22 protein-coding genes are annotated in these 23973 nt (G+C 65.4%); 14 read left to right on the top strand and 8 right to left on the bottom strand.

Annotated elements, in window-relative coordinates:
• Positions 1–2: 2 nt before the first annotated feature.
• The 3 genes from lon to tgt form a co-directional block, all read right to left on the bottom strand.
• Positions 3–2408 (bottom strand): endopeptidase La, encoded by a 2406-nt coding sequence (gene lon / locus ACW9UR_RS06535; protein WP_458916131.1) that lies wholly within the window; start codon positions 2406–2408, stop codon positions 3–5.
• Between the two features lie 258 nt (positions 2409–2666).
• The gene (locus tag ACW9UR_RS06530; protein WP_458916130.1) at positions 2667–3764 is read right to left on the bottom strand and encodes an alkene reductase; all 1098 of its coding nucleotides are present in this window, start codon (positions 3762–3764) and stop codon (positions 2667–2669) included.
• An 88-nt stretch (positions 3765–3852) separates the two neighbouring features.
• Positions 3853–4983, bottom strand: coding sequence for a tRNA guanosine(34) transglycosylase Tgt (gene tgt, locus ACW9UR_RS06525; protein ID WP_458916129.1), 1131 nt, complete (start codon positions 4981–4983; stop codon positions 3853–3855).
• A 70-nt stretch (positions 4984–5053) separates the two neighbouring features.
• Between tgt and ACW9UR_RS06520 the strand changes: the two genes are divergently transcribed.
• From ACW9UR_RS06520 to tpiA, 3 genes are all read left to right on the top strand, one after another.
• Positions 5054–5419 carry an SUF system Fe-S cluster assembly protein gene (locus ACW9UR_RS06520; RefSeq protein WP_458916128.1) on the top strand — a complete coding sequence of 122 codons (366 nt, stop codon included), beginning with the start codon at positions 5054–5056 and terminating at the stop codon, positions 5417–5419.
• 172 nt (positions 5420–5591) lie between these two features.
• Positions 5592–5942 (top strand): HesB/IscA family protein, encoded by a 351-nt coding sequence (locus ACW9UR_RS06515; protein WP_458916173.1) that lies wholly within the window; start codon positions 5592–5594, stop codon positions 5940–5942.
• A 65-nt stretch (positions 5943–6007) separates the two neighbouring features.
• Positions 6008–6748 (top strand): triose-phosphate isomerase, encoded by a 741-nt coding sequence (gene tpiA / locus ACW9UR_RS06510; protein WP_458916127.1) that lies wholly within the window; start codon positions 6008–6010, stop codon positions 6746–6748.
• A 76-nt stretch (positions 6749–6824) separates the two neighbouring features.
• On the opposite strand, the gene ACW9UR_RS06505 is transcribed toward tpiA, so the two are convergent.
• The gene (locus ACW9UR_RS06505; protein WP_458916126.1) at positions 6825–7988 is read right to left on the bottom strand and encodes a DUF6456 domain-containing protein; all 1164 of its coding nucleotides are present in this window, start codon (positions 7986–7988) and stop codon (positions 6825–6827) included.
• Positions 7989–8195: 207 nt separating this feature from the next.
• Between ACW9UR_RS06505 and ACW9UR_RS06500 the strand changes: the two genes are divergently transcribed.
• Complete coding sequence (locus ACW9UR_RS06500; protein WP_458916125.1) at positions 8196–8477, top strand: DUF6477 family protein; 282 nt, start codon at positions 8196–8198, stop codon at positions 8475–8477.
• 12 nt (positions 8478–8489) lie between these two features.
• On the opposite strand, the gene ACW9UR_RS06495 is transcribed toward ACW9UR_RS06500, so the two are convergent.
• Entirely contained in the window at positions 8490–10031 is a 1542-nt protein-coding gene (locus ACW9UR_RS06495) for a trimethylamine methyltransferase family protein (RefSeq protein WP_458916172.1), read from the bottom strand.
• Between the two features lie 193 nt (positions 10032–10224).
• Between ACW9UR_RS06495 and guaA the strand changes: the two genes are divergently transcribed.
• Positions 10225–11790 carry a glutamine-hydrolyzing GMP synthase gene (gene guaA, locus ACW9UR_RS06490; protein WP_458916124.1) on the top strand — a complete coding sequence of 522 codons (1566 nt, stop codon included), beginning with the start codon at positions 10225–10227 and terminating at the stop codon, positions 11788–11790.
• A gap of 90 nt (positions 11791–11880) precedes the next feature.
• Here the strand turns inward: guaA and ACW9UR_RS06485 are convergent, their stop codons facing one another.
• Positions 11881–12507, bottom strand: a complete 627-nt coding sequence (locus tag ACW9UR_RS06485; protein ID WP_458916123.1) for a neutral zinc metallopeptidase — start codon at positions 12505–12507, stop codon at positions 11881–11883.
• A gap of 75 nt (positions 12508–12582) precedes the next feature.
• Between ACW9UR_RS06485 and ACW9UR_RS06480 the strand changes: the two genes are divergently transcribed.
• The 3 genes from ACW9UR_RS06480 to ACW9UR_RS06470 all read left to right on the top strand — a co-directional run bounded on the left by ACW9UR_RS06480 (position 12583) and on the right by ACW9UR_RS06470 (position 15326).
• Positions 12583–13464, top strand: coding sequence for a DMT family transporter (locus tag ACW9UR_RS06480; protein WP_458916122.1), 882 nt, complete (start codon positions 12583–12585; stop codon positions 13462–13464).
• A gap of 77 nt (positions 13465–13541) precedes the next feature.
• Entirely contained in the window at positions 13542–14078 is a 537-nt protein-coding gene (gene ppa, locus ACW9UR_RS06475) for an inorganic diphosphatase (RefSeq protein ID WP_458916121.1), read from the top strand.
• 147 nt (positions 14079–14225) lie between these two features.
• On the top strand, positions 14226–15326 hold the full coding sequence (locus ACW9UR_RS06470; RefSeq protein WP_458916120.1) for an OmpP1/FadL family transporter: 1101 nt from the start codon (positions 14226–14228) through the stop codon (positions 15324–15326).
• Positions 15327–15443: 117 nt separating this feature from the next.
• Here ACW9UR_RS06470 and ACW9UR_RS06465 read toward each other — a convergent pair whose 3' ends face one another.
• Positions 15444–15884, bottom strand: coding sequence for a c-type cytochrome (locus ACW9UR_RS06465; RefSeq protein WP_458916118.1), 441 nt, complete (start codon positions 15882–15884; stop codon positions 15444–15446).
• Positions 15885–16090: 206 nt separating this feature from the next.
• Between ACW9UR_RS06465 and ACW9UR_RS06460 the strand changes: the two genes are divergently transcribed.
• From ACW9UR_RS06460 to ACW9UR_RS06435, 6 genes are all read left to right on the top strand, one after another.
• Positions 16091–16966 (top strand): ATPase, encoded by an 876-nt coding sequence (locus tag ACW9UR_RS06460; RefSeq protein WP_458916117.1) that lies wholly within the window; start codon positions 16091–16093, stop codon positions 16964–16966.
• 31 nt (positions 16967–16997) lie between these two features.
• Entirely contained in the window at positions 16998–17921 is a 924-nt protein-coding gene (gene metA / locus ACW9UR_RS06455) for a homoserine O-acetyltransferase MetA (RefSeq protein ID WP_458916116.1), read from the top strand.
• A gap of 102 nt (positions 17922–18023) precedes the next feature.
• Positions 18024–19016 (top strand): sterol desaturase family protein, encoded by a 993-nt coding sequence (locus tag ACW9UR_RS06450; RefSeq protein WP_458916115.1) that lies wholly within the window; start codon positions 18024–18026, stop codon positions 19014–19016.
• A gap of 67 nt (positions 19017–19083) precedes the next feature.
• On the top strand, positions 19084–20013 hold the full coding sequence (locus ACW9UR_RS06445; protein ID WP_458916114.1) for an alpha/beta fold hydrolase: 930 nt from the start codon (positions 19084–19086) through the stop codon (positions 20011–20013).
• A gap of 59 nt (positions 20014–20072) precedes the next feature.
• Positions 20073–20948 (top strand): polyphosphate kinase 2, encoded by an 876-nt coding sequence (ppk2, locus tag ACW9UR_RS06440; protein ID WP_458916113.1) that lies wholly within the window; start codon positions 20073–20075, stop codon positions 20946–20948.
• A 49-nt stretch (positions 20949–20997) separates the two neighbouring features.
• On the top strand, positions 20998–21633 hold the full coding sequence (locus ACW9UR_RS06435) for a TetR/AcrR family transcriptional regulator (RefSeq protein ID WP_458916112.1): 636 nt from the start codon (positions 20998–21000) through the stop codon (positions 21631–21633).
• Between the two features lie 2 nt (positions 21634–21635).
• On the opposite strand, the gene ACW9UR_RS06430 is transcribed toward ACW9UR_RS06435, so the two are convergent.
• Positions 21636–23939, bottom strand: coding sequence for a hypothetical protein (locus ACW9UR_RS06430; RefSeq protein WP_458916111.1), 2304 nt, complete (start codon positions 23937–23939; stop codon positions 21636–21638).
• Between the last annotated feature and the right edge of the window lie 34 nt (positions 23940–23973).

Below are 23973 nucleotides of genomic sequence, written 5' to 3'. Positions count from 1 at the left end.
GATCAGTGGGCGGCTGGCGTGGCCTTCTCGGCCGACGGCTTGGCGGCGGCGGCTGCGGCGGCGGCTTCGGCGGCCTCGTCCCATTCGATGGGCTCGGGCTGACGGATCAACGCCACTTTCAGCACCTCGGTCACGTTGCCGACGGGGATGATCTCGAGCCCGTCCTTCACGTTGTCCGGGATGTCGCGCAGGTCCTTCATGTTGTCCTGCGGGATCATCACCGTCTTCACCCCGCCACGAAGCGCGGCGAGCAGCTTTTCCTTCAGACCGCCGATCGGCAGCACGTTGCCGCGCAGCGTCACCTCGCCGGTCATCGCCACGTCGCGGCGCACCGGGATCTGGGTCAGCACCGAGACGATGGAGGTCACCATCGCGATACCGGCCGACGGGCCGTCCTTGGGCGTCGCGCCCTCGGGAACGTGGACGTGGATGTCGATCTTGTCGAACTCGGGCGGTTTCACGCCCAGGTCCGGCGATTTCGACCGCACGTAGGACGAGGCGGCCTCGATCGATTCCTTCATCACGTCACCGAGCGTGCCGGTGGTCTTCATCCGGCCCTTGCCCGGCAGGCGCAGCGCCTCGATCGACAGCAGATCGCCGCCGACCTCGGTCCAGGCGAGGCCCGTGGTCACGCCGATCTGGTCCTGCTCCTCGGCCAGGCCGAACTTGAAGCGGCGCACGCCCAGGAACTCTTCCAGCTCGTCCGGAGTGACGACGACCTTGGCAGTCTCGCCCTTGACGATCTTGGTGACCGCCTTCCGGGCCAGCTTGGCCAGCTCACGCTCGAGGTTCCGCACACCCGCCTCGCGGGTGTAGTAGCGGATGACATCGGTCAGCGCTTCGTCGGTCAGCTCGAACTCGCCCTTCTTCAGGCCGTGGCCCTTCAGCTGCTTGTCCAGCAGGTGATGGCGGGCGATCTCGCGCTTCTCGTCCTCGGTGTAGCCCGAGAGGCTGATGATCTCCATCCGGTCCAGAAGCGGACGCGGCATGTTGTAGCTGTTCGCCGTGGTCAGGAACATCACGTTCGAGAGGTCGTATTCGACCTCGAGATAGTGGTCCATGAACGTGTTGTTCTGCTCGGGGTCCAGCACTTCAAGCATGGCCGACGCCGGGTCGCCCCGGAAGTCCTGACCCATCTTGTCGATCTCGTCGAGCAGGATCAGCGGGTTGATCGTCTTGGCCTTCTTCATCGACTGGATGATCTTGCCGGGCATCGAGCCGATATAGGTCCGGCGGTGGCCGCGGATCTCGGACTCATCCCGAACGCCGCCCAGCGAGATGCGGATGAACTCGCGGTTGGTGGCCTTCGCGACGGACTTGCCCAGCGAGGTCTTGCCGACGCCCGGAGGGCCGACAAGGCACAGGATCGGACCCCGCAGTTTCGAGCTGCGCTGCTGCACGGCGAGATACTCGACGATCCGTTCCTTGACCTTCTCGAGGCCGTAGTGGTCCCGGTCGAGGATCAGCTGCGCGTTGTTCAGGTCCTTCTTGACCCGGCTGCGCTTGCCCCACGGGATCGACAGCATCCAGTCGAGGTAGTTGCGCACGACGGTCGCCTCGGCGGACATCGGGCTCATGTTCCGCAGCTTCTTGAGCTCGGCCTCGGCCTTTTCCTTCGCCTCTTTCGAGAGCTTGGTCTCGGCGATCTTCTCTTCGTATTCGGAAGCGTCGTCGCCACCCTCGTTGTCGCCGAGTTCCTTCTGAATGGCCTTCATCTGCTCGTTCAGATAGTACTCGCGCTGGGTGCGCTCCATCTGCGACTTCACACGGGTCTTGATCTTCTTCTCGACCTTCAGGACGCTCATCTCGCCCTGCATCAGGCCATAGATCTTCTCGAGCCGCTCGGCGATGTCGGCGGTCTCCAGCAGGTCCTGCTTTTCCTCGAGGCTCACTCCCAGATGTCCGGCGACGGTGTCGGCCAGCTTGGCGGGGCTGTCAGCCTCGCCTGCGGCCTGCACGGCCTCTTCGGGGACATTTTTGTTCAGCTTGGCGTACCGCTCGAATTCCTCGGCGACCGAGCGGGTCAGCGCGGTCACGGTGGCCTTGTCGCCCTCGACCTCGTCGATCAGCTCGGCATCGGCCTCGAAGAAATTCTCGTTGTCGAGGAAGCGGACGATGCGCGCACGCTGGCGGCCCTCGACCAGCACCTTCACGGTGCCGTCGGGCAATTTCAGCAGCTGCAGCACGTTCGCGACCACGCCGGTCTGGAAGATGCTGTCGGGCGTCGGATCCTCTTCGCCGGCATCGCGCTGCGAGGCCAGAAGGATCTGCTTGTCATCGCGCATCACCTCTTCGAGGGCGCGCACAGATTTCTCGCGGCCCACGAACAGCGGCACGATCATGTGGGGGAACACCACGATATCGCGCAGCGGCAATACGGGGTGGGTGATGCTGCTCTGATCGGTCATGTGTTTGTCCTTGTTCTGCAAAGCGCCATCGCCCCGGCATTCCAGCAGCGGTCGGCGCTTCCAAGCTTCGGCTTATTCAGATGTGCCGCCCGCGGGAGCATTTCAAGCGCGCCCGATTCTACACCCATCCTACGGCGGCTCGGGCAGGAGCGAAAGCGAACTCGGGCCTGAGGGGTGCGAAAGCCGACACGCACCCTATACCATATGTAGTGTGGTGGGCGCCGTTCACCACGGCACCCTGCCCTTTTCGGTCCCGGATCAGGCCGCCGCGCGGCTGCCATCAAGTTTCGGATAATCGGTGTAACCTTCGGCCCCACCGCCATACATCGTGTCCCGGTCGGGCAGCGCCAGTTCTGCATTCTTCTCGAGCCGCGTCACCAGATCGGGGTTCGAGATGAAGGGACGGCCGAAGGACACAAGATCCGCCTTGCCGCTGTCCACCACGTCCCGCGCCCGCTGGGCGTCGTAGGCGTTGTTGACCATGTAGACGCCGTTCCACAGCGCCTTGAGCACCTCGTGGCTCTGCCCGTCGGGCAGCGAGGGATCATCGACCGCCTGGCCCTCGATCATGTGCAGATAGGCCAAGTTGTAGCGGCCAAGACGCGGGATCAGGTAGGAATAGGTCTCCATCGGGTTGTCGTCGGGCGTCATGACCACGCGGAACGGCGAGAGTCGCACACCGATGCGGTCGCCGGACCATTCCTCGGCAGCCGCCTCGATCACCTCGAGCAGCAGACGGGCGCGGTTCTCGGGCGAGCCGCCATAGGCATCCGTGCGCTGGTTGGTGCCGCTCTTGAGGAACTGCTCCAGCAGGTAGTTGTTCGCGGCGTGGATCTCGACCCCGTCGAACCCCGCGCGCTTCGCAAGACGCACGGCGTTGCGGTAATCCTCGATCAGGCGGGGGATTTCGGACAACTCAAGGGCGCGGGGCTCGGATGTGGGCTCGAAGCCGTTGTGGGTGAACACCTGCGCGCTCGCCTTGATCGCCGAGGGGGCGACGGGCGCCTGCCCGTTCGGCTGCAGCGAGTTGTGGCTGATCCGGCCGACATGCCAGAGCTGCACGACGATCTTGCCGCCCTTGGCGTGCACCGCATCCGTCACGCGCTTCCAGGCGTCGGCCTGGGCCTCGGTATGGATGCCCGGGGTCTGGATATAGCCCTTACCCTCGGGCGAGATCTGCGTCGCTTCGGTGATGATCAACCCGGCGCTGGCGCGCTGCGCGTAGTACTCGACATGCAGATCGCCGACCTCGCCGGTGACGTCATCGGCCCGGTTTCGCGTCAGGGGGGCCATCACGATACGGTTGGAAAGATCGAGCGCCCCCGCGCTGGCGGGAGTGAAAAGCTTGTCGGTCATCAATATGCTCCTGGGCTTCTTGCCGGTCAGGAGCAGGTATGGGTTTGGTCCCGGATCGCAAGCGCCCGGCGAAACCTTGCCTGTGGGCTCACAGCCTTTCTATGTCACCCTCTTCGCGCAAGGCATGGAAATCCTTCACGAAAGCCCCGAGCCTATATTCCGAAATGGCATGACGTAGCCCCTGCATCAGTTCCTGATAGTAGTGCAGGTTGTGCCAGGTCAGGAGCATCGAGGCGATGATTTCGCCCGAGCGCACGACATGGTGCAGGTAGGCGCGGGAGTAGTTCCGGCAGGCTGGACAGGTGCACGCCTCGTCCAGCGGGCGCGGGTCGTCTGCATGGCGAGCGTTCTTCAGGTTCACCGCGCCGCGCCGGGTCAGCGCCTGCGCCGTCCGGCCCGAGCGCGACGGCAGCACGCAGTCCATCATGTCGATGCCACGCTCGACCGCGCCGACGATATCGTCAGGCTTGCCAACGCCCATCAGGTAACGCGGCTTGTCCTGCGGCAGCATGTCGGGCGCGTAGTCGAGGCAACCGAACATCGCCTCCTGCCCCTCACCCACGGCCAGACCGCCAACGGCATAACCGTCGAATCCGATCGAGGTCAGCGCCTCGGCGCTCTCCGCGCGCAGGTCCTGCTCCAGCCCGCCCTGCTGGATGCCGAAGAGCGCATGGCCGGGCCGGTCGCCAAAAGCGTCGCGGCTACGCTGTGCCCAACGCATGGAGAGGCGCATCGACTCGGCGATCCGCTCGCGGTCTGCGGGCAGCGCTGGGCATTCGTCGAAGCACATGACGATATCCGAGCCGAGCAGCCGCTGGATCTCCATCGAGCGTTCCGGGGTCAGCGTGTGCTTGGAGCCGTCGATATGACTCTGGAAGGTCACGCCCTCCTCGGTCAGCTTGCGCAGGTCGGCGAGGCTCATCACCTGGAAGCCGCCCGAGTCGGTGAGGATCGGGCGGTCCCAGTTCATGAACTTGTGAAGCCCGCCCAGACGGTCGATCCGCTCGGCCCCCGGCCGCAGCATGAGGTGATAGGTGTTGCCCAGCAGGATGTCGGCCCCGGTGGCGCGCACGCTGTCGGGCATCATCGCCTTGACCGTCGCCGCCGTGCCCACGGGCATGAAGGCGGGCGTGCGAATTTCGCCGCGCGGGGTCTCGATGACCCCGGTGCGGGCCTTGCCGTCGGTCGCGTGGACCTGGAACTGAAACTTGTCGGTCATCCCGGGGGCTCTCTGGACGTTTGCGGGGGCTTTTCTTATATGTTTGCTCAAGAATGGCAACGAGGCCCGTATGACAGTCCAATCCGACGCCCCGATGGAGGGAACGCCGCTGATCGCGCCGTCGAGCACGGATCACCCGCTCTACGACACGATCGTCGAGGCGTGCCGCACCGTCTATGACCCCGAGATTCCGGTCAATATCTATGACCTCGGACTGATCTACACCATCGAGATCAGCGACGAGGCCGACGTCAGCATCATCATGACCCTGACCGCGCCCGGGTGCCCCGTGGCCGGCGAGATGCCGGGCTGGGTCGCCGAAGCGGTCGAGCCGCTGCCCGGCGTGAAGACCGTGAACGTCCAGCTGGTGTGGGAGCCGCAGTGGGGCATGGACATGATGTCCGACGAGGCCCGGCTGGAACTGGGCTTCATGTGATCGCCGCGCCTCGGGCGCAGCGCTTTCCAGATCGGGATTATCCACCGCCGGCCCTTCTGCCGGCGGATGCGTTTCGGACCCCTGGTCCGCAAAAGATTGTGCACCCATGCGGCCTTGATGCCGCCGGGCCAGGCGATTACCTTTGACACCAAGCACGAAAGAGGTGTTCGCAATGTTCTCGATCCCCGGAAAGCAGCCAGTCACCATGACCCCGGCCGCCGCCCAAGCGATCAGCCGCCTGATGGAGAAAGGCGGAACGAAGGGTCTGCGCATCGGCGTCAAGAAGGGCGGCTGCGCGGGCATGGAATACACGATGGACTACGTCGATCAGGTCGATCCCAACGACGAGGTGGTCGAGCAGGACGGCGCGCGGGTGATGATTGCCCCGATGGCGCAGATGTTCCTGTTTGGGACCGAGATCGACTATGAAACCTCGCTTCTGGAAAGCGGGTTCAAGTTCAACAACCCCAACGTCACAGAAGCCTGCGGCTGCGGCGAATCGATCAAGTTCGCCGATATGTGACGTGACAGGCGGCCTCTCGGGGCCGCTTTTTTCTTATCCTTACAATCGACAAGACGGAGAGCCAGATGCGCCGCAAGATCGCTGCCGGCAATTGGAAGATGAACGGGCTGAAGGCCCAGGCCGCGGTGGTCGAGGCGCTGAGCGCCGCCCACAAGGGCGCCGATTGCGACGTGGTGATCTGCCCGCCTGCCCCGCTGATTCCCTTGCTGACCGATATGGGCTCGGGCTTTGCGATCGGCGGGCAGGACTGCCACGCAGCCGAGAAAGGCGCGCACACCGGCGATCTGTCGGCGGAAATGCTGGCGGATGCGGGCGCGAGCCATGTCATCGTGGGCCATTCCGAACGCCGCACAGATCATGGCGAGGATGACGCCATGGTTCGCGCCAAGGCCGAGGCCGCATGGCGCGCGGGACTGGTCGCGATCATCTGCATCGGCGAAACCGAGGCCGAGCGCGATGCCGGCCGCACGCTGGGCGTGATCGGCGAGCAGATGGCGGGCTCGATCCCCGATGGTGCGACCGGCGCGAATACCGTCATCGCTTACGAGCCCGTCTGGGCCATCGGCACCGGACGGACGCCCTCGAACGAAGATATCGCCGACGTGCACAAGGCGATACGCGCCGGGCTGGCCGGGCGCTTCGGACCCGACACCGCCGAAGCGATCCGGGTGCTCTATGGCGGATCGGTCAAGCCGGGCAATGCCGCCGAGATCTTCGCGATCGATGACGTTGATGGCGGACTGGTCGGCGGCGCCTCACTGAAGGCCGAGGATTTCGGGCCGATCATCGCAGCCGCTGCGGGCTGAAAACTTCTTTATTGAAAAGACTTGCGCCGCGGAAGTGATCCGCGGCGCAAAGTTGTTCCGGGTTCGCGGAGGGGCGTCAGCCGACCATTTCACCCGGTGTCGAAACTCCGTAATGCATCGCCAGCCGCTGCAGCGCGATGCGCAGAACGACCTTGCCCGAGCGCGCCGACCAGCCGAGGCGCTTCTCGGCGGCCTCGAGCCCTTCGAGGAAGCAGCAGACGCGCACCGCCACGTCCCACAAGCCCGGCCCCAGCGCCGCCATCGCCGCCTGCACCCGTTCGCGCGCCGCCTGCGGCCCCTCGGCCGGGCCGCGTCCGGGGCCTGAGAGCGGGCCGCGCGGGGTCAGGAAGGCTTCCCAGTTCTGAGTGGTGCGCGGCCCCATCTGGGCCAACTCGAAATCCTCGCGAAGGCGCTCTCCGGCCTCGACCATCTCGGGCGAGAGATAGGCCACGCCGCTGCGGTCGCGCTTGCGTCCCAGCATCGTCAGCGGGCTTTCGGCAAGGTTGACCCGCAGCCGGGTCTCGCGCCCGGTCTCGTCCATCTCGCGGCGCTCACCCATATCCTGATGCTGGGTGCGGAACGGCGACGGCGCTTCGGCGAAGGCCGGCTGCATCGCGGCGCGCTGCTGGCGCTCCTCTTCCAGCAGGCGCTTCAACGCCGCGCGCCCGGCATCGGTGATCGCATAGCGGGCGATCTTGCCCTTGTGCGTGCAGGCGATCCAGTCCTGCAAGGCGAAGGCTTGCGCCACGTCCCGGTCGACCACCGCGGTTCGGGTCGGACGGCCGGGGATTGTCTCGCGCAGCACCACGCCCTTCTCCATCGAGTCCGAGACCGCCAGGAAAGCGGCAGACTCGCAGAGCCGGCGGAGGATCCTGCGAGCCTCGCGGATGACTCGGGCGTCCAGCTCTTCGGTGGCGTGGGTGGCGTTCTGCGCAATCATATTGGCCCAGTCCTTCACTAAGGGATGCGTTTCAAACTTCAGGTCCACATCCTCCGCCGCCGCATCGAGCGCGGCATCCACCAGGGGATCATCGCGCCGTGCCTCGATCCGGCGCACCTGCCGGAGGATCGTCGAAGGGGGGCAGGACCGGATCCGGGCAATCGCCCGAAACCCCAGTCCGCCAACGGTGTGCGCCAGATAGATCGCCACCGCCGGCGGCAGGGCAACAGGCCCTGCCCCCGATGCCATCGAGGTACCGTTTAAAAGCTCGCGATCCATGGGCGCTTCGGTTGTGTCCATCGGTCGCTCGTTCGTTAAAATTCGAGGCAAACTCGTCTTAAGGTTGAAACGTAAACAAGGTATTAAACCAAATATTTTTCCTATATTTCCATAAGATAGTAAGGCTATCGAAAGGATGCAGCGAACGCTGAACTGGCAGATTGCACAACGCTAGGTTGTGTCATGGCATTGTCACCTCGACCGCAACGACAGCAGGGACACGTAATCATGACCGATCTGCCGACGATCCTCGCCACGCTGAACCGCCCGCGCATGTTGGTGGGTGCCGCCCGCAAGGGATTGGGCCTTTACCGGCGCGACCGGGATCTCGGCCGCATCCTTCCGCAGGAAACCCGGCCAGGCCGCGCGGGCGACGCGCTGCTGGCTGCTGAGGCAAAAGTGGAAACGGCCCGGCAGAGCGGCGACGCGACCTATTCGATCACGCGCCACATCGAATTGCTCACGGCCCTCTTGGCCGAGGCGACGCTGACCGGGCGCAGCGCCGCCTGAGCGGGAGTCTCGTCAGACGAAGGCGTCCGGCATCTCGGCCTTGCGCCGCGCGACATAGTCGGCCAGCGCCTCGGCGATGGCCGGATCTAGCGCCGGCTGCTGGTAGTCGCCCAGCAGCTTCTTGACCCGGCGCGCAGCCAGCGCTTGGCTATCGAGCCCGCCATCCTCGGCCCAGGTCTCGAAGGGCTTGTAATCGAAGGCGCGGGAACGCCAGAACGCGTCCTTGAAATGTGCCTGCGTATGTGCGCAGCCGAGGAAATGCCCGCCGGGGCCGACCTCGCGCAGCGCGTCCATCGCCTGCCCGGCCTCGGACACGTCGACGCCCGCCGCCATGCTGTGAAGCGCGCCCAGCTGGTCCGCGTCCAGCACAAATTTTTCGTAAGACGAGACCAGCCCTCCCTCCAGCCAGCCGCAGGCGTGGAGCATGAAGTTTACCCCGCCCAGTAGCGCCGCATTGAGCGTGTTCGCGGTTTCGTAGGCCGCCTGCGCGTCCGGCAGCTTGGAGCCGCACAAGCCCCCGCCCGAGCGGAACGGCAGGTTCATCCGCCGCGCCAGCTGCCCCGCGCCGTAGAGGATCTTGGATGCCTCTGGCGTGCCGAAGGTCGGTGCACCCGAGTTCATGTCGATCGAGGCGACGAAGGCGCCAAAGATCACCGGCGCACCGGGACGGACGAGCTGGGAGTAGGCTATCCCCGCCATCGCCTCGGCCAGCACCTGGGTCAGGGTGCCCGCCACCGTCACCGGCGACATCGCGCCGCCGACGATGAAGGGCGAGACGATGCAGGCCTGGTTGGCACGGGCATAAACCTCGAGCGCACCCATCATCGTGGCGTCGAACGTGAGCGGAGAATTCACGTTGATAAGCGACGTCATCACCGTGTTTTCGTTTACGAAATCCTTTCCGAACAGCAGCTCGGCCATGGCTACGCTGTCTACTGCGCGCGAGGGTTCGGTGACCGAGCCCATGAACGGTTTGTCGCTGAGCGTCATATGCGCGAGCAGCATGTCGAGGTGGCGTTTGTTCACCGGCACGTCGGTCGGCTCGCAAACGGTGCCGCCCGAGTGGTGCAGCCATTCGGACATGTAGCCGAGCCGGACGAAATTGTGGAAATCGTCGAGCGTTGCATAGCGTCGGCCGTTCTCGGCGTCGCGAACGAACGGCGGGCCGTAGACCGGGGCCAGGACCAGGCTGTCGCCGCCGATCTCGACGTTGCGTTCGGGGTTGCGGGCGTGCTGGGTGATGGTCGCGGGCGCGGTCGCGCAGAGCTTGCGCGCGAGGCCCCGGGGAATGTGCACCCGTTCGCCCTGCACGTCGGCGCCGGCCTCTTTCCAGAGCTTCAGCGCCTCGGGGTTCTCGACGAAGTTGACGCCGATCTCTTCAAGGACCGTGTCGGCGTTGCTTTCAATGATCTGCAGCGCCTCTTCGTTCAGCAGATCGAAGGTTGCGATGCGCCGCCGGATAAAGGGCGCGCAGGTCACGCTGACCGCCGTGCGCGCCGCGCGCCGGGCCGCGCCGCCGCCGCCCCTGCCGCGCCGCCGTCCGCCTTCGGTCATCGAATCCTCCATCGCCCAGCCCTCATCCGGTTTCGTTTTCACCGGTATAACTCCGGATTACCCTCCGACCTCCGCCAGATTGCGAAGCCCGCAGGGCGGGAAACGACACTGCAGACCACCGCGCGACGGCGCAATTGCCGCGCCGGTGCAGCCGAGGCTTGCGCCGCCAGCGGGCGCGCCTTATGGCGAAGCCATGAGCGAGACATCCCATGAACGCCTGCTGATCGTCGATTTCGGCAGCCAGGTCACCCAGCTGATCGCCCGCCGCCTGCGCGAGGCGAACATCTATTGCGAAATCCACCCGTTCCAGTCGGTTACCGACGAAAGCCTGCGGGACTTTGCCCCCCGCGCGGTGATCCTGTCAGGCGGCCCGGCGAGCGTTACCGCCCCCGGCAGCCCACGTCCGCCCAAGGCGGTCTGGGACCTGGGCGTGCCGGTTCTGGGGATCTGCTACGGCCAGCAGGTGATGATGGCCGATCTGGGCGGCCGCGTCGAAAGCGGCCACGAGCGCGAGTTCGGCCGCGCCTTCGTCGCTCCGGCCGGCAACCACGGCGAGGACACGATATTCGCCGGGCTGTTCTCGGACGGGCGCGAAGAGGTCTGGATGTCTCACGGCGACCGGGTCACCCAACTGGCCCCGGGCTTCGAGGTGATCGGCACCTCGCCCAATGCGCCTTACGCGATCGTCGCTGACCAGTCGCGCCATTTCTACGCCGTGCAGTTCCATCCCGAGGTGCATCACACGCCGAACGGGCGGCGGCTTCTGGCAAACTTCACCAAGCTGGCGGGCTTTACCGGCGACTGGACCATGGCCGCCTATCGCGAGCAGGCCATCGCCGAGATCCGCGCGCAGGTCGGCGACGGCAAGGTGATCTGCGGCCTGTCGGGCGGCGTCGACAGCTCGGTTGCCGCGGTCCTGATCCACGAGGCCATCGGGGACCAGTTGACGTGCGTCTTCGTCGACCACGGGCTGATGCGCCAGAACGAGGCCGACGAGGTCGTCGGCATGTTCCGCGACCATTACAACATCCCGCTGATCCATGCGGACGAGAGCGACCTGTTCCTGACCGCGCTGGAGGGCGTCAGCGACCCCGAGCAGAAGCGCAAAACCATCGGCAAGCTGTTCATCGAGGTGTTCGAGAAGCACGCCAACTCGATCGGCGGGGCCGAGTTCCTGGCACAGGGCACGCTCTACCCGGACGTGATCGAGAGCGTCAGCTTCTCGGGCGGCCCATCGGTGACGATCAAAAGCCACCACAACGTCGGCGGTTTGCCCGAGCGGATGAACATGAAGCTTGTCGAGCCGCTGCGCGAGCTTTTCAAGGACGAGGTCCGCGCGCTGGGGCGCGAGCTTGGCCTGCCCGAAAGCTTCGTCGGCCGCCATCCATTCCCCGGCCCGGGGCTTGCCATCCGCTGCCCCGGCCAGATCACCCGCGACAAGCTGGAGATCCTGCGCAAGGCGGACGCGGTCTACATCGACCAGATCCGAAAACATGGGCTCTACGACGAGATCTGGCAGGCGTTCGTCGCGATCCTGCCGGTCCGCACCGTGGGCGTGATGGGTGACGGGCGGACCTATGATTACGCCTGTGCGCTTCGGGCGGTGACCAGCGTCGACGGCATGACGGCGGACTACTACCCGTTCAGCCACGAGTTCCTTGGCGAGACCGCAACGCGGATCATCAACGAGGTCAACGGGATCAACCGGGTGACCTATGACATCACCTCGAAGCCTCCGGGGACGATCGAGTGGGAATGACCCTCTGATCCGGCCCGCGCCGCGCCTGTGCCTGGCGGGGGCCTCCGGCGGGGATATTTGTCGGAAAGTGGAAGGCGGGCTCGCGTTTACTTAGCGCGGCGCAAACGGCTGGGCGCCGAGCGTGCCGACGTTGCAATGCTCCGCACCGCCCATTTCGCGGCCCCAACCGAACCACTCGTCGCGAGAAGCTGCGGGAATCGCGAGCGCGGTGCTGTCGCCGAGCGGCTCGGGGCCGTAGTGGGGCTCGGTCAGCGCTTCTCCGGGCAGCCATGTCGAGGGCCGACCCTCCGCATCCGGAAAAGAGCGGGACAGGATGACACCGGCGATGCAGTCGGCTTGGACCTCCAGCGCGGCGCGCGCTTCAGGGCCGGTCGCCTGGCGTGCGATCCCGGCGCGTTCCTGAGCGGCATGGGCCAGCTGGTGGGCGATTAGATAGGCGGCAGCCGGGCCGGACAGACGCTCGTCGATGTCTGCCGCCAGAAAGATCAAGTTCGACGTCGTGCAATAGCGTGCAAGATCCGAAGCGGGGCCGCTGCCGCATGTCCCAGTGATGTTTGAGGTCAGACGCACTGCGGGCAGCCCCGGAAACAGGCGGTTCGCGACCACGATCGTCTCGCCCACCATGCGGGCCGCCTTGGGGTTCAGCGCGGCCATCTGCACCTGGGCGGACGCGGGCGCAGCGAGGCAGCACAGGGCGAGAAGAACGGTGCGGATCATGCGCGGCACAGTAGGTAGCGCCCCGAGGCGACGCAAGCGGCTTGACGGCCCCCTCGGCGCGTGATCCCTGAGCGCATGGATCAGACATCGCGCCCTGTCGCCGCCTTTGGTTTCGTCCTGGCGAGCATCTGCTCGTTCACCCTGATGGCGGTGGCCGGTCGGGCGCTGGCCGGGCAGCACGACACGTTCGAGATTCTGTTCTTCCGCTCGCTGATCGGTATCGGAATCGTGCTGGCCGTAGGCGGTCTGGCGGGATCGCTGGGCGAGATCAACACACGGCAGATCCGGCTGCACGGTCTGCGCAACATCTTCCACTTCAGCGGCCAGTGCCTCTGGTTCTTCGCGGTGATGTCGATCCCGCTGGGACAGCTTTTCGCGCTGGAGTTCACCTCGCCTCTCTGGGTGGCGCTGACGGCGCCGCTGGTGCTGGGCGAGACCTGGCGGCCAGTGCGCGGCATCGCGGCTGTGATCGGGTTTGCAGGCATTCTGCTGGTCGCGCGTCCGGATACGATCGTGCTGAGCCCAGGCGTGGTCGCGGCGATCCTCTGCTCCTTCGGTTTCGCGGCGACAATGTTGGTGACCAAGATCCTGTCGCGGTGGAACAGCGTGACCTGCATCCTTTTCTGGCTCGTGGTCTTCCAGTCGATCTTCGGCGGGATCACCGCCGGCCTGGATGGCCATATCACCTTGCCCACCGCCGCCAGCCTGCCCTGGCTGGTGGTCGTCGGCTGTACGGGCCTCTTCGCGCACTGGTGTCTGACCAACGCCCTGAAACGCGCCCCCGCATCAATCGTCAGCCCGATGGAATTCCTGCGCCTGCCCGCGATGGCCTTCACGGGCTACCTGCTCTACGCCGAGCCGCTGGAGCCTGCGGTCTTCGTCGGCGGCACGCTGGTGCTGGCCGCGAACCTGCTGAACATCTTCGCCGAACAGCGGCGACAAAACGCCCCCTTGTGAGCAGCGGTCTTTTCGCGGCGAACGCCGCGTGCTAAGCGCGCCCGCGTAATCCCTGTCATCACGGATGGAGCCACCAGATGAACATCGACAAGATCCCCGCGGGCAAGAACCCGCCCTCCGACATCAACGTCGTGATCGAGATCCCGGGCGGTGCGGGCGGCGGTGCGCCGGTCAAGTACGAGATCGACAAGGACTCGGGCGCGGTCTTCGTCGACCGGATCGTCAACACTCCGATGTTCTACCCCTGCAACTACGGCTTCGTGCCCAACACCCTGCATGACGACGGCGACCCCACCGACGTGCTGGTGGTCAACGATTTCTCGCTGATGCCGGGTTCGGTGATCCGCTGCCGTCCGATCGGCGTGCTGAAGATGGAAGACGACGGCGGCATGGACGACAAGCTGATCGCCGTCCCGGTCGAGAAGGTCGACCCGTTCCAGGCCAAGTTGCAGAACCTGTCGGACCTGCCGCAGCGCACGCTCGACCGCATCCAGCACTTCTTCGAGCACTACAAGGATCTCGAAGAAGGCAAATGGGTGAAAGTCATCGGCTGGGGCGAGAAGGCCGAAGCCGAGCAGATCCTGATGAAGTCGGTTGAAGCCGCGAAAAAATAAGCGGGTTCCTGCACTTATGGCAGAAATGCCACCGGACGCCGCGTCAGCTGGGTGCTGACGCGGCGTCAGTCATTGATTTGTAATGCAACCGCAGGTCAAGAAGTTTCCCGGATAATCTGGCGCGAAAGCCAACTCCGGGAGGGAATCTTGACCAAGACACAGTTCGGCCTCGCCGCCGTCTTTCTTTGCACATCCGCTCTGACCGCGTCGGCCGCGGGCATCGAGCGCAGCGCCCCCAGCACCCGCGTCCTGTTCGAGGACGGTCGCTATTTCGAACTGTCGGCCAGCATCGCCAATCCCAGCCTTTCCGGCGAGGGTGGACTTCTGGCCACCGGCTCGACCGGTGATCTGCTGAAAACCTTCGCGACCTTCGGCGTGGCCTACAAGGGCGACCTGAACGACCGCGTGTCCTATGCGCTGATACTGGGCAACCCGTGGGGCGTCGACACGCTCTACCCGGACCGGGCCGGCTCGCTTTACGGCGGCACCGAGGCATCGCTGGACAGCTATTCGCTTACCGGTATCCTCAGCTACGACATCACCCAGAACATCAAGGCCTATGCCGGTGTCGTCGGTCAGTACATCGAGGCGGATGCGGCCTTCCCGTTCGCTCCAGCCCTCGGCTTCCCCGGCGCCTACTCGGTCGACGCTGAGGGGGATTTCGGCTTCGGCTTCATGGGCGGTGTCGCCTACGAGCGTCCGGAGATCGCGCTGCGCGTCGCGCTGACCTACTACTCCGAGATCGACCACACGCTGTCGACCACCGAGACCGTGGGCGCCGCGTCCTTCGACGACAAGACCGATATCACCACCCCGCAGTCGGTGAACCTGGACTTCCAGACCGGCGTCGCGGCGAACACGCTGGTCTTTGGGCAGATCCGCTGGGTGGACTGGTCCGATTTCGCGATCGCTCCGCCGATCTTCACCACGGGCGTCGGTGCGCCGCTGGTCGACTACGATGAGGACTGGTGGACCTACACGCTCGGCGTAGGCCAGCGCTTCAACGAGAACTGGTCGGGTGCCGTTCAGGCCAGCTACGAGCCGCAGACCGACACCGTCCTGACCACGCTGGGCCCGATCGACGGCCGTGTGACCCTCGGGCTGTCGGCCACCTACGAATTCGACAATACCAAGATCACCGGCGGCTTGAGCTATACCATGCTGGGCGATGCCGAGAACTTCGCCGGCACCCAGTACGACGACGGCAGCGTCTTCGGCGCCGGCATCCGGGTCGGGTGGAGCTTCTGAGGTCGACAGACCAAAGTTCCAGCGCAGAATAGGTCGAGCCCCGCCTTCCCCCCGGTCGGCGGGGCTCGTCGTTTCCGGGCCGCTCTCCCCCAAACGGCACCGGTCACCTCTGAGCGGCTACTGCTGGATCGATTCCAGGTAGTAGCTGATCGCCATGATCCGTCCGAGTGTCAGGAGTTCCTCGGCGCGTGGTACTGCCCCCTCCATCGCTGCAGACGGATTGTCGGGACGACGGGCCTCGACGCTGAAGCGGTCTCCCCAGACCGGCATCTCGCCGCCGTGGGCGCGGACGCCCGAACGGCCGTCGATCAGCACGACCGTGTTCCACATCGGAAAGGTGTCGGATCCCATGCGCTGGCTCAACATGGTCAGATCGGGCGTCTCGATCTCGAGTACCTCTGCCAGCGGACCTGTTCCGGTACCATCCATCCCGTGACAGCTGGCACAGGCGGCGACATATTCCTGACGCCCGATCTCGACGGCAGCGTCTTGTGCGAAAGCTCCGACGGGCACCGTCATCAGCAGCGCGGCCCCGAACGTGATTGCGATTTTCGACATTTTATCCGGCCCTCCCCTTCGCAGCGATCGCTTTGGAGGTGGCATGCTGGCACGAAAACGTGACCCGCGCCTTGAGCCAGATCATTGTCCAGCAAAGCAGTTGGTGACATTCCGTCGCAGTCACCGCGGTTTTGCGTTTGCGGGGCGGCGCCGCGCCGGATAGGCAATAGGCCCGAAACAGCAGCGACAAGACCGACGGGCCGCACATGATGTACCACACCGCAGAGGACTGGCTGGAGGCCCCGCGCAAGCGCGTCGCCCTGTTCGGCATGTCAGGTCTCGGCAAGACCTTCATCTCGAACATGCTGCGCGACGGCGGAGAGTGGTTCCACTACTCGGTCGATTTCCGTATCGGCACCCGCTACATGGGCGAGCACATCGTCGACAATTTCAAGCGCGAGGCGATGCGTAACCCGTTCCTGCGCGAGTTGCTGATGTCGGACTCGATCTACATCGCGTCGAATATCACCTTCCAGAACCTCTCGCCGCTGTCGACCTATCTCGGCAAGCCGGGCGATCCGGACAAGGGCGGCATCCCGTTCGAGGAATACGTCCGCCGTCAGCGCCAGCACCGCGAGGCGGAGATTTCCGCCACGCTGGACGCGCTGACCTTCGCGGGCAAGGCCGAGCAGATCTACGGTTATCCGCATTTCGTCTGCGACAGTTCCGGCTCACTCTGCGAGGTTGTGGACCCGCACGACCCCGAGGACCCGGTTCTTAGACAGCTGAGCGCCGAAATCCTGCCGATCTGGATCCGCGGCACCGAGGCCCACGTCGAGGCACTGGTGCAGCGGTTCGACCGCGCGCCCAAGCCGATGTACTATCAGGAGGATTTCCTGCGCCGGATCTGGGACGAATACCGCACCGCCAAAGGCGTGGCCGAGACCCAGGTGGACCCGGACGACTTCATCCGCTGGGGCTTCCGCCGGCTGGTCGATCACCGCCTGCCGATTTACGAGGCCATCGCCCGCAACTGGGGCATCACCGTCGAGGCCGAAGACGTCGCCGCCCTCGCCTCGCCTCACGATTTCGAGCGTCTCGTCGCCCGGACCTTGTCCTCGCGGCAGAAAACCTCAATCTAAGGACCCTTCTGAAGAGGACTCCGAACCAGCAATGCCGATCAAGATCCCATCCGACCTGCCCGCCTTCGACGTGCTCGAGCGTGAGGGCGTGATGGTAATGACCGAGGACCGCGCCGCGCGTCAGGACATTCGTCCGATGCAGATCGCCTTGCTGAACCTGATGCCCAAGAAGGCGGTGACCGAAACCCAGTTCGCCCGGGTGATCGGCGCGACGCCACTGCAGATCGACCTGAGCCTTATCCGCATGTCTCATCACGAAACGCGGAACACCTCGGCCGAGCACATGGAGGCGTTCTACCACCCGTTCCAGGAGATGAAGCACCGCAAGTTCGACGGGCTGATCATCACCGGCGCGCCGATCGAGCATCTCGAGTTCGGTGACGTGTCCTATTACGACGAGCTGCGCGAGATCTTCGACTGGACCCAGACCAACGTGCATCACACGATGGGCGTCTGCTGGGGTGGCATGGCGATGCTCAACCACTTCCACGGGGTGCACAAGGACATCCTCCCGCAAAAGGCGTTCGGCTGCTTCCGGCACCGGAACCTGTCGCCCGCATCGCCCTATCTGCGTGGTTTCTCGGACGATTTCGTTGTGCCCGTCAGCCGCTGGACCGAGATGCGAATGTCCGAGATCAAGTCGAACCCGGACCTCGAGATCCTGATGTCCTCGGACCAGGTGGGCGCGTGCCTTGTGGACGACCCGAAACACCGGGCGCTCTACATGTTCAACCACCTCGAGTACGACAGCGATACCCTCAAGCAGGAGTACGACCGGGACGTTGAGAACGGCGACGCGATCGCGCCGCCCGTCAACTACTACCCCGGCGACGACCCGACGCGGACGCCAGAGAACCGCTGGCGCTCGCACGGGCACCTGCTCTACGGGAACTGGGTGAACCACATCTACCAGACAACGCCCTACGAGCTGGACGACATCGGCAAGCCCCTCTGAGGGGGCTTGCTCCGCCTGTCCGCTTGCCAAAACATAGTTTCGCCGTAAAACGGCGCGAAGTTGACCGCGAGGGTTAACGAGGCAGCAACGAGGCGAAGCGCGATGGACGACTGGCTCTGGACGGGGGTCCGGGCGGTTTACGAGCCGTTCACGGACCTCAGAAACAGGCTCAGCTACATCTATCTAGGCACCGCGCTGCTGGTGGCCTGCGCAGTCTACATCCAGGCGCAGATCCGTGCCGGAAGCGCGCGCATCGCCGGTCTGACCCGCTGGCTGCTGCCGAAGGACATCCTGCTGCACCCTTCGGCGCAGGCGGACTACGCCTATTACGTCGTGAACAAGTTCATGCACGGCGCATTCTACGGCTCGGCGATCCTCGGCTCGCACATCACCTATGACATGCTGATGCCGGTGCTGGAGCGGAACTTCGGACCCAGCCCGACCGGGGTAGAGCCTTCGGTTCTGGGGACGGTCGTCGTGACGCTGCTGATCGTCATGGCGACGGACGCGGCGCTCTGGCTCGGGCACTACCTCTTCCACAAGATCCCGATCCTCTGGGAGTTCCACAAGGTCCACCATTCAGCCGAGGTCATGACCCCGATCACCGCCGCACGCATGCATCCGGTCGAGGAGATCTTCGACGCCACCCTCGCCGCGATTGTCCTCGGCGCCACGGTCGCGACCATCGACTACATCATGGGCGACGGGATGCGGGTCCTCTCGCTGCTCGACCTCAACATTGTCACGGCACTGTTCTTCCTGGCTGCCTTCAATCTGCGTCACAGTCATGTCTGGGTGCGCTACCCGACCTGGCTCCAGCACATCCTGGTCTGCCCGGCACAGCACCAGATCCACCACTCCCGCGCGCGCAAGCACTGGGACAAGAACATGGGCTTCATCTTCGCCTTCTGGGACTGGGGTGCCGGCACGCTCTACGCCCCGCGCGAGAAGGAGGAGATCACCTTCGGCCTCGGAACCGAGGAGGACGGCACCTGGCGGAGCGTGAAGACGCTCTACTTCCGTCCCTTCGTCGGCGCTTGGAAACTGCTGCCGAAGCCGTGGCGCCGCCCGGCGGGAGACCCGCAGCCGGATTGACGCTGCGACTCTGGCCAAGAGCGGCGCGCCGCCTATCTTGACCTCCGTAACGGAGGCCGTGATGCGCATGACCCGCAGGAAACTCTTGATCTCGACGCTGCTTGCCGGAGGAGCCGTGGCCGGATGCAGCTCGACCGGAGGCGAGGCGCCCGCATCCTCGCCTCAGGGCCAATTCATCGACGTGGGCGGCACCACCCTGCACTACCGCACCATGGGCAAGGGGCCGAAGGCGATCCTGATCCACGGCGCCAGCGGCAACATGCGCGATTGGACAGTTGGCCCTGCCGAGGTGCTGGCGCAGCGCAATACGCTCCTGTTATTCGACCGGCCCGGCCAGGGATTTTCGGAACGCGCACCAAGCGAAGGCTCCAGCCCATTCGTCCAGGCACGGCTGATGCGGACAGCCGCCGAGCGCTTGGGCTTCGGGCAGGCGCACCTCGTCGGGCACAGCTACGGCGGCTCGGTCGCGCTGGCCTGGGCACTCGATGCGCCCGAGACGGTGACCGGCATGCAGCTGATCTCGGCCCCCAGTCAGGTATGGGAAGGCGGCGTCGGCGTGCTCTACGACATCGCCGCCAACCCGGTGACGGGACCGATCTTCGCCGGGATCGCCCCCGGTGTGATCGGCGATGGCACGGTGGAGAACGCGGTCGCCCGGATCTTCGCGCCCCAGTCCGCGCCCCCGGGATATGCCGAGCGGATCAACGCCCGGCTCGTGCTACGGCCGCAAGCCTTGCGTGCGAATGCCCGCGATCTGACGCAGCTGAAGGGCTACATCCGACAGATGGTCCCTCGCTATCCCGGCCTGCGCATACCGGTCGAGCTGGTGCACGGCGCGGCGGACGAGGTGGTCGGCCCCACGATCCATACGGACCTGCTGGCCCGGCAGCTTCCCGGCGCACGCTACTCCCGACTGCCGGGCATCGGTCACATGCCACACCATGTCGCAACCGCCGAGGTCGCCGCCGCGATGAACCGGTTGAATGCCCGGCTCTGAGTTGCCGCCGGGCACGCCCCGCCCTATCCTGAGCATCCGAGTGCCTCCAGGGAGCCGACATGAGCGACGATTTCGAGAAGCCATTTGACGCCGCGATTACACATTTTTTCGAGAAAGAGGCGCCGAAGGAGGTCAGAAAGGCGATAGAAAACGCCGAGAAGGACGAGATCCTCGATGACGGTTATCCCTACGATGAGGAGATGGACACCGACGACTACGAGGACCAGATGAAGGACCTGCAGATCGCCTTGATGCGCATGCAGACCTGGGTGCAGGAGAGCGGCGCGCGTGTCGTCGTCGTCTTCGAGGGCCGCGACGCAGCCGGCAAGGGCGGTACGATCAAGCGCTTCCGGGAGAACCTCAACCCGCGCGTCGCTCGCGTGGTCGCGCTGCCGAAGCCGTCGGACGTCGAGCGCGGCCAGTGGTATTTCCAGCGCTATATCGCGCACCTGCCGTCCGCCGGTCAGATCGCCTTCTTCGACCGCTCCTGGTATAACCGCGGGGTGGTGGAAAAGGTCTTCGGCTTTTGCACCGACGAGGAGCGCGCCCGGTTCTTCGCGCAGGTCAATGCCTTCGAGACCATGCTCGAGGGTGACGGGATCTACCTGATCAAGCTTTGGCTGAACGTGGGGCGGGCCGAGCAGCTCAAGCGCTTCCTGAAACGCGAGAAGGATCCGCTCAAGCACTGGAAACTGTCCAGCATCGACGTCGAGGGCCTGAAGCGCTGGGACGAGTATACTGACGCGATCAGCCAGACTTTCGTGGCCAGCGACAGCACCGCCGCTCCCTGGACGGTCATCCGCTCGGACGACAAGAAACGCGCGCGACTGGCGGCGATCCGGGAGGTGCTGACGCGGCTGGACGTGCCCGGGCTGAAGATCGACGCGCCCGACCGGAAGATCTGCGGCACACCCTCGGACATGGGTCTGGTGTGAGCGGCCCCTCCCCTTGCGGAACGGCGCGTGACAGGGCATCTGCCCCGACATGAGCAGCGAAGAAACCACCGCCCGCCGGGGATATCATCATGGCAACCTGCGCCGCGCACTGGTCGACGCGGTGCTGGAACTGGTGGTCGAGAAAGGCCCCTACGGCTTTACCGTGGCCGAGGCCGCGCGGCGCGCGGGCGTCAGCCCCGGCGCGCCTTATCGGCACTTCAAGAACCGCGAAGAGATCATCGAGGAAGCTGCCCGCGAAGGCTTCGAGATGTTCGCCGACCTTATGGAGCACGCCTACGACAGCGCGACAGGCTCTCCGCTGGCGGCTTTCGAGGCGACGGGGCGGGCCTATCTTGCCTTCGCCCGCAAATTCCCGGGCTATTACATCACCATGTTCGAAAGCGGCGTCAGCATCGCGGCGAACACCGATCTGAAACTGGCCGCCGACCGTGCCTTCACGGTGATGACCCGCGCCGCCGAGGCGCTGATCGCCCGGATGCCGCGCGAGAAACGCCCGCCCGCGACGATGATCAGCCACCACATCTGGGCCATGTCCCACGGCGTGGTCGAACTGTTCGCCCGTTCTCAGCCCGGCACCAAGACGCCCTTTGCCGCCGAGGATCTGCTGGAGTCGGGCGTCGGCATCTACCTGCGCGGCCTTGGGCTGGTGGATCCGGACGACTGAGCTCAGAACCCTTTCGAGCGGATGTCCATCTGCTGCATCAGCGAGGGCAGTTTCGCCGGATCGCCGCGTACTTCCAGCAGCCCTTCGAGGCTCCGCAACGGGTCGTTGTCGGCAATGATGACGCTGCGGTTCACGCTGTTCTCGTTGCGCACGAACGCCTGCTCTCCCTCGCGCGCGGTGATCTCGACCTCACAGGGCAGGTCCACCGCTAGGTCATACTCCATCCGGCAGAAGGTCTCGGTCGCCAGCAGCCAGCCGAGCGTGTACCCGCGCTCTCGGATATCGAGGCTGAATGGAATCAGGTTGGTGCCGACATGATCGCGGACCCGGTCGCGGGCAGGCAGGATCCGCGCCGAGCGGGCGTTGTTGAAGGTGCGTAGGGGCGACAGCAGTTCACCTAATCCGTAAGAACGGACGGGCTCGCCCGGCAATGCCAGGTCGAAGTGCAGAACCACGAACTCGACACCCAGTTCCTGCTCGAGCGGCATCAGCACGTCGAGCAGGTCCGCCACGGTGTCGAGCCCGGAATTCTCATAGTAGCCGCCATCGACGAAACGGGCCTTGGGACGCGGGCCATCCGGCGTCGCGTCGCAGTATTCGCGATGCGTGCGCTGCCCCGTGCAGGGCGGCAGTTTCACCGCTCCGGCCGGCGAGATCACCGGGAAACGCGCGCTCAGAAGCATCGCCGTCGCGACCGAGGGCGCCTTGCAGTCGGCCTGCCCTGCCCGGCAGCCCATCATCTGCGCGAAGGTGATGGCCCGCCCGGACGGAAACGCGGTCAGCGGGCTGGAGGCGATCATCCGCGTGCCGGTCGAGACGTCCGTCGTATTCAGCAGCAACATCGGGGCATCGCCTTCCGGTGCCCAATGCGATAGAACCGAGTTCCGCAGGCCGCCGTTCGGGGAAAGGCCCTCCATTTCGAGGGCGGCGTCGAACGATCGGGCAAAAGCGCGTTCAGCGGCACGGGCCCGGTCGGCAGACGGCACGGGGACCGGCGAGAACCGCGCCAGCAGATCCGGGAACAGCAGGGCTGCGCCCATAGGTGACAGGAAATCCTGCCGCAGGACCGCGCGTACCATCCGAACGTTGCGGCCCGGTGACAGCTCTGGCGCGCTGGTCGGGCGGCCGCAGCGTCCATCCGAGGCAGGCACGGGCGCGCCCTGCTCGCTCACGAGGCTTGCAAAGACGCTGGCACCGACGGCTCCGCCTGACACGCCACTCAGCGCAAACACTTTCGAGGCGAACTGAGGGTTCTGGTCCTGAAGGTCCGCCAGCAGTACCGCGGACTGGTAGGCCGCATAGAGCCCACCGCCCTGCGCCGCCGCCAGGTAGACCGTGTAGGGCTCGCCCGTTGCCTCCGGCCCGGCATATCCCGGGCGGCACTCGAGCCAGGCGCGGAACAGGCTCTCGACCTGAGCCGCGCCGCCGGGCGATGCCGCGAACTGCTTCTGCGGCGCACCGGCGTGATCCGGCACGGGGGCCTCAATCAACTGGATCTCGTGGTTGTCGTTCCAGTCGTAGAATGACACCAGCCCGACCCAAACCAACGCAAGGATGGTGACGGGGATACCGGTCTCGTCCTCGATCCAGCCGATGGTGTTCGCGATGGCGGCCAGCGCGGCGGCGAATAACACCAGCACCGGCAACGGCCCCAGAAGCTGCCCCAGCCAGCTTGGCGCGAACACTGCGACCAGTCCGACGGCGGCGATCAGCACGCCGTAGATCTTCGAGGCGCGCCGCCCGTCACCGCCCCGTGCCAGCCGGTCGAGCCAAACCGCGAGGATGCCGCAGACCACGCCGAGCGCCGCCAGCAGCCAGTAGACAAACACATAGTCCTGCGGCGTCGCCGGATCGCGGGCGAAACTCGCCACGGTCAAGATGAAAGCCAACAGCGGCAGGTAGCAGATCCCGGTGATCATCCGCCCCGGGGCCTCGACCGGGGTGCGGGCATAGGCATATCTCGCGCGGGCCAGCACCGTAAGCCAGACCGGCAACAGCGCGATGGCAAGTGCAGGCCATGTCGTCCGCGCCAGGTCCTGGAATGTCAGCCGGGGAAAGAACACCTCGCCGAGGTTCAGCCCGCCGACCGTGAACGCCCCCGGCTCCGAGCCATCGAACCAGGACGACAGGCGCAGCGCCAGGAATTCGGCGTTGACGATCACCGTCTCGCGCAATTGCCCGGTTGCGATCAGCGCAAGGCTGACCACCAGCGAGATCGAGACCTGCGCCCGGTAGGTGTAGAGCCGGTGGAATAGTGGCCGTATGTGCACCCAGCGTTCGCGTACGGGATTCGGGATCACCTGCATCGCTTGCCCCCTTCGCGACGGTTGATCGACTTCC

The organism is Halovulum sp. GXIMD14794, from assembly GCF_054457455.1.
The sequence above is the reverse complement of the archived record's forward strand: the minus strand, read 5'-3'. Positions and strand labels throughout refer to the sequence as shown.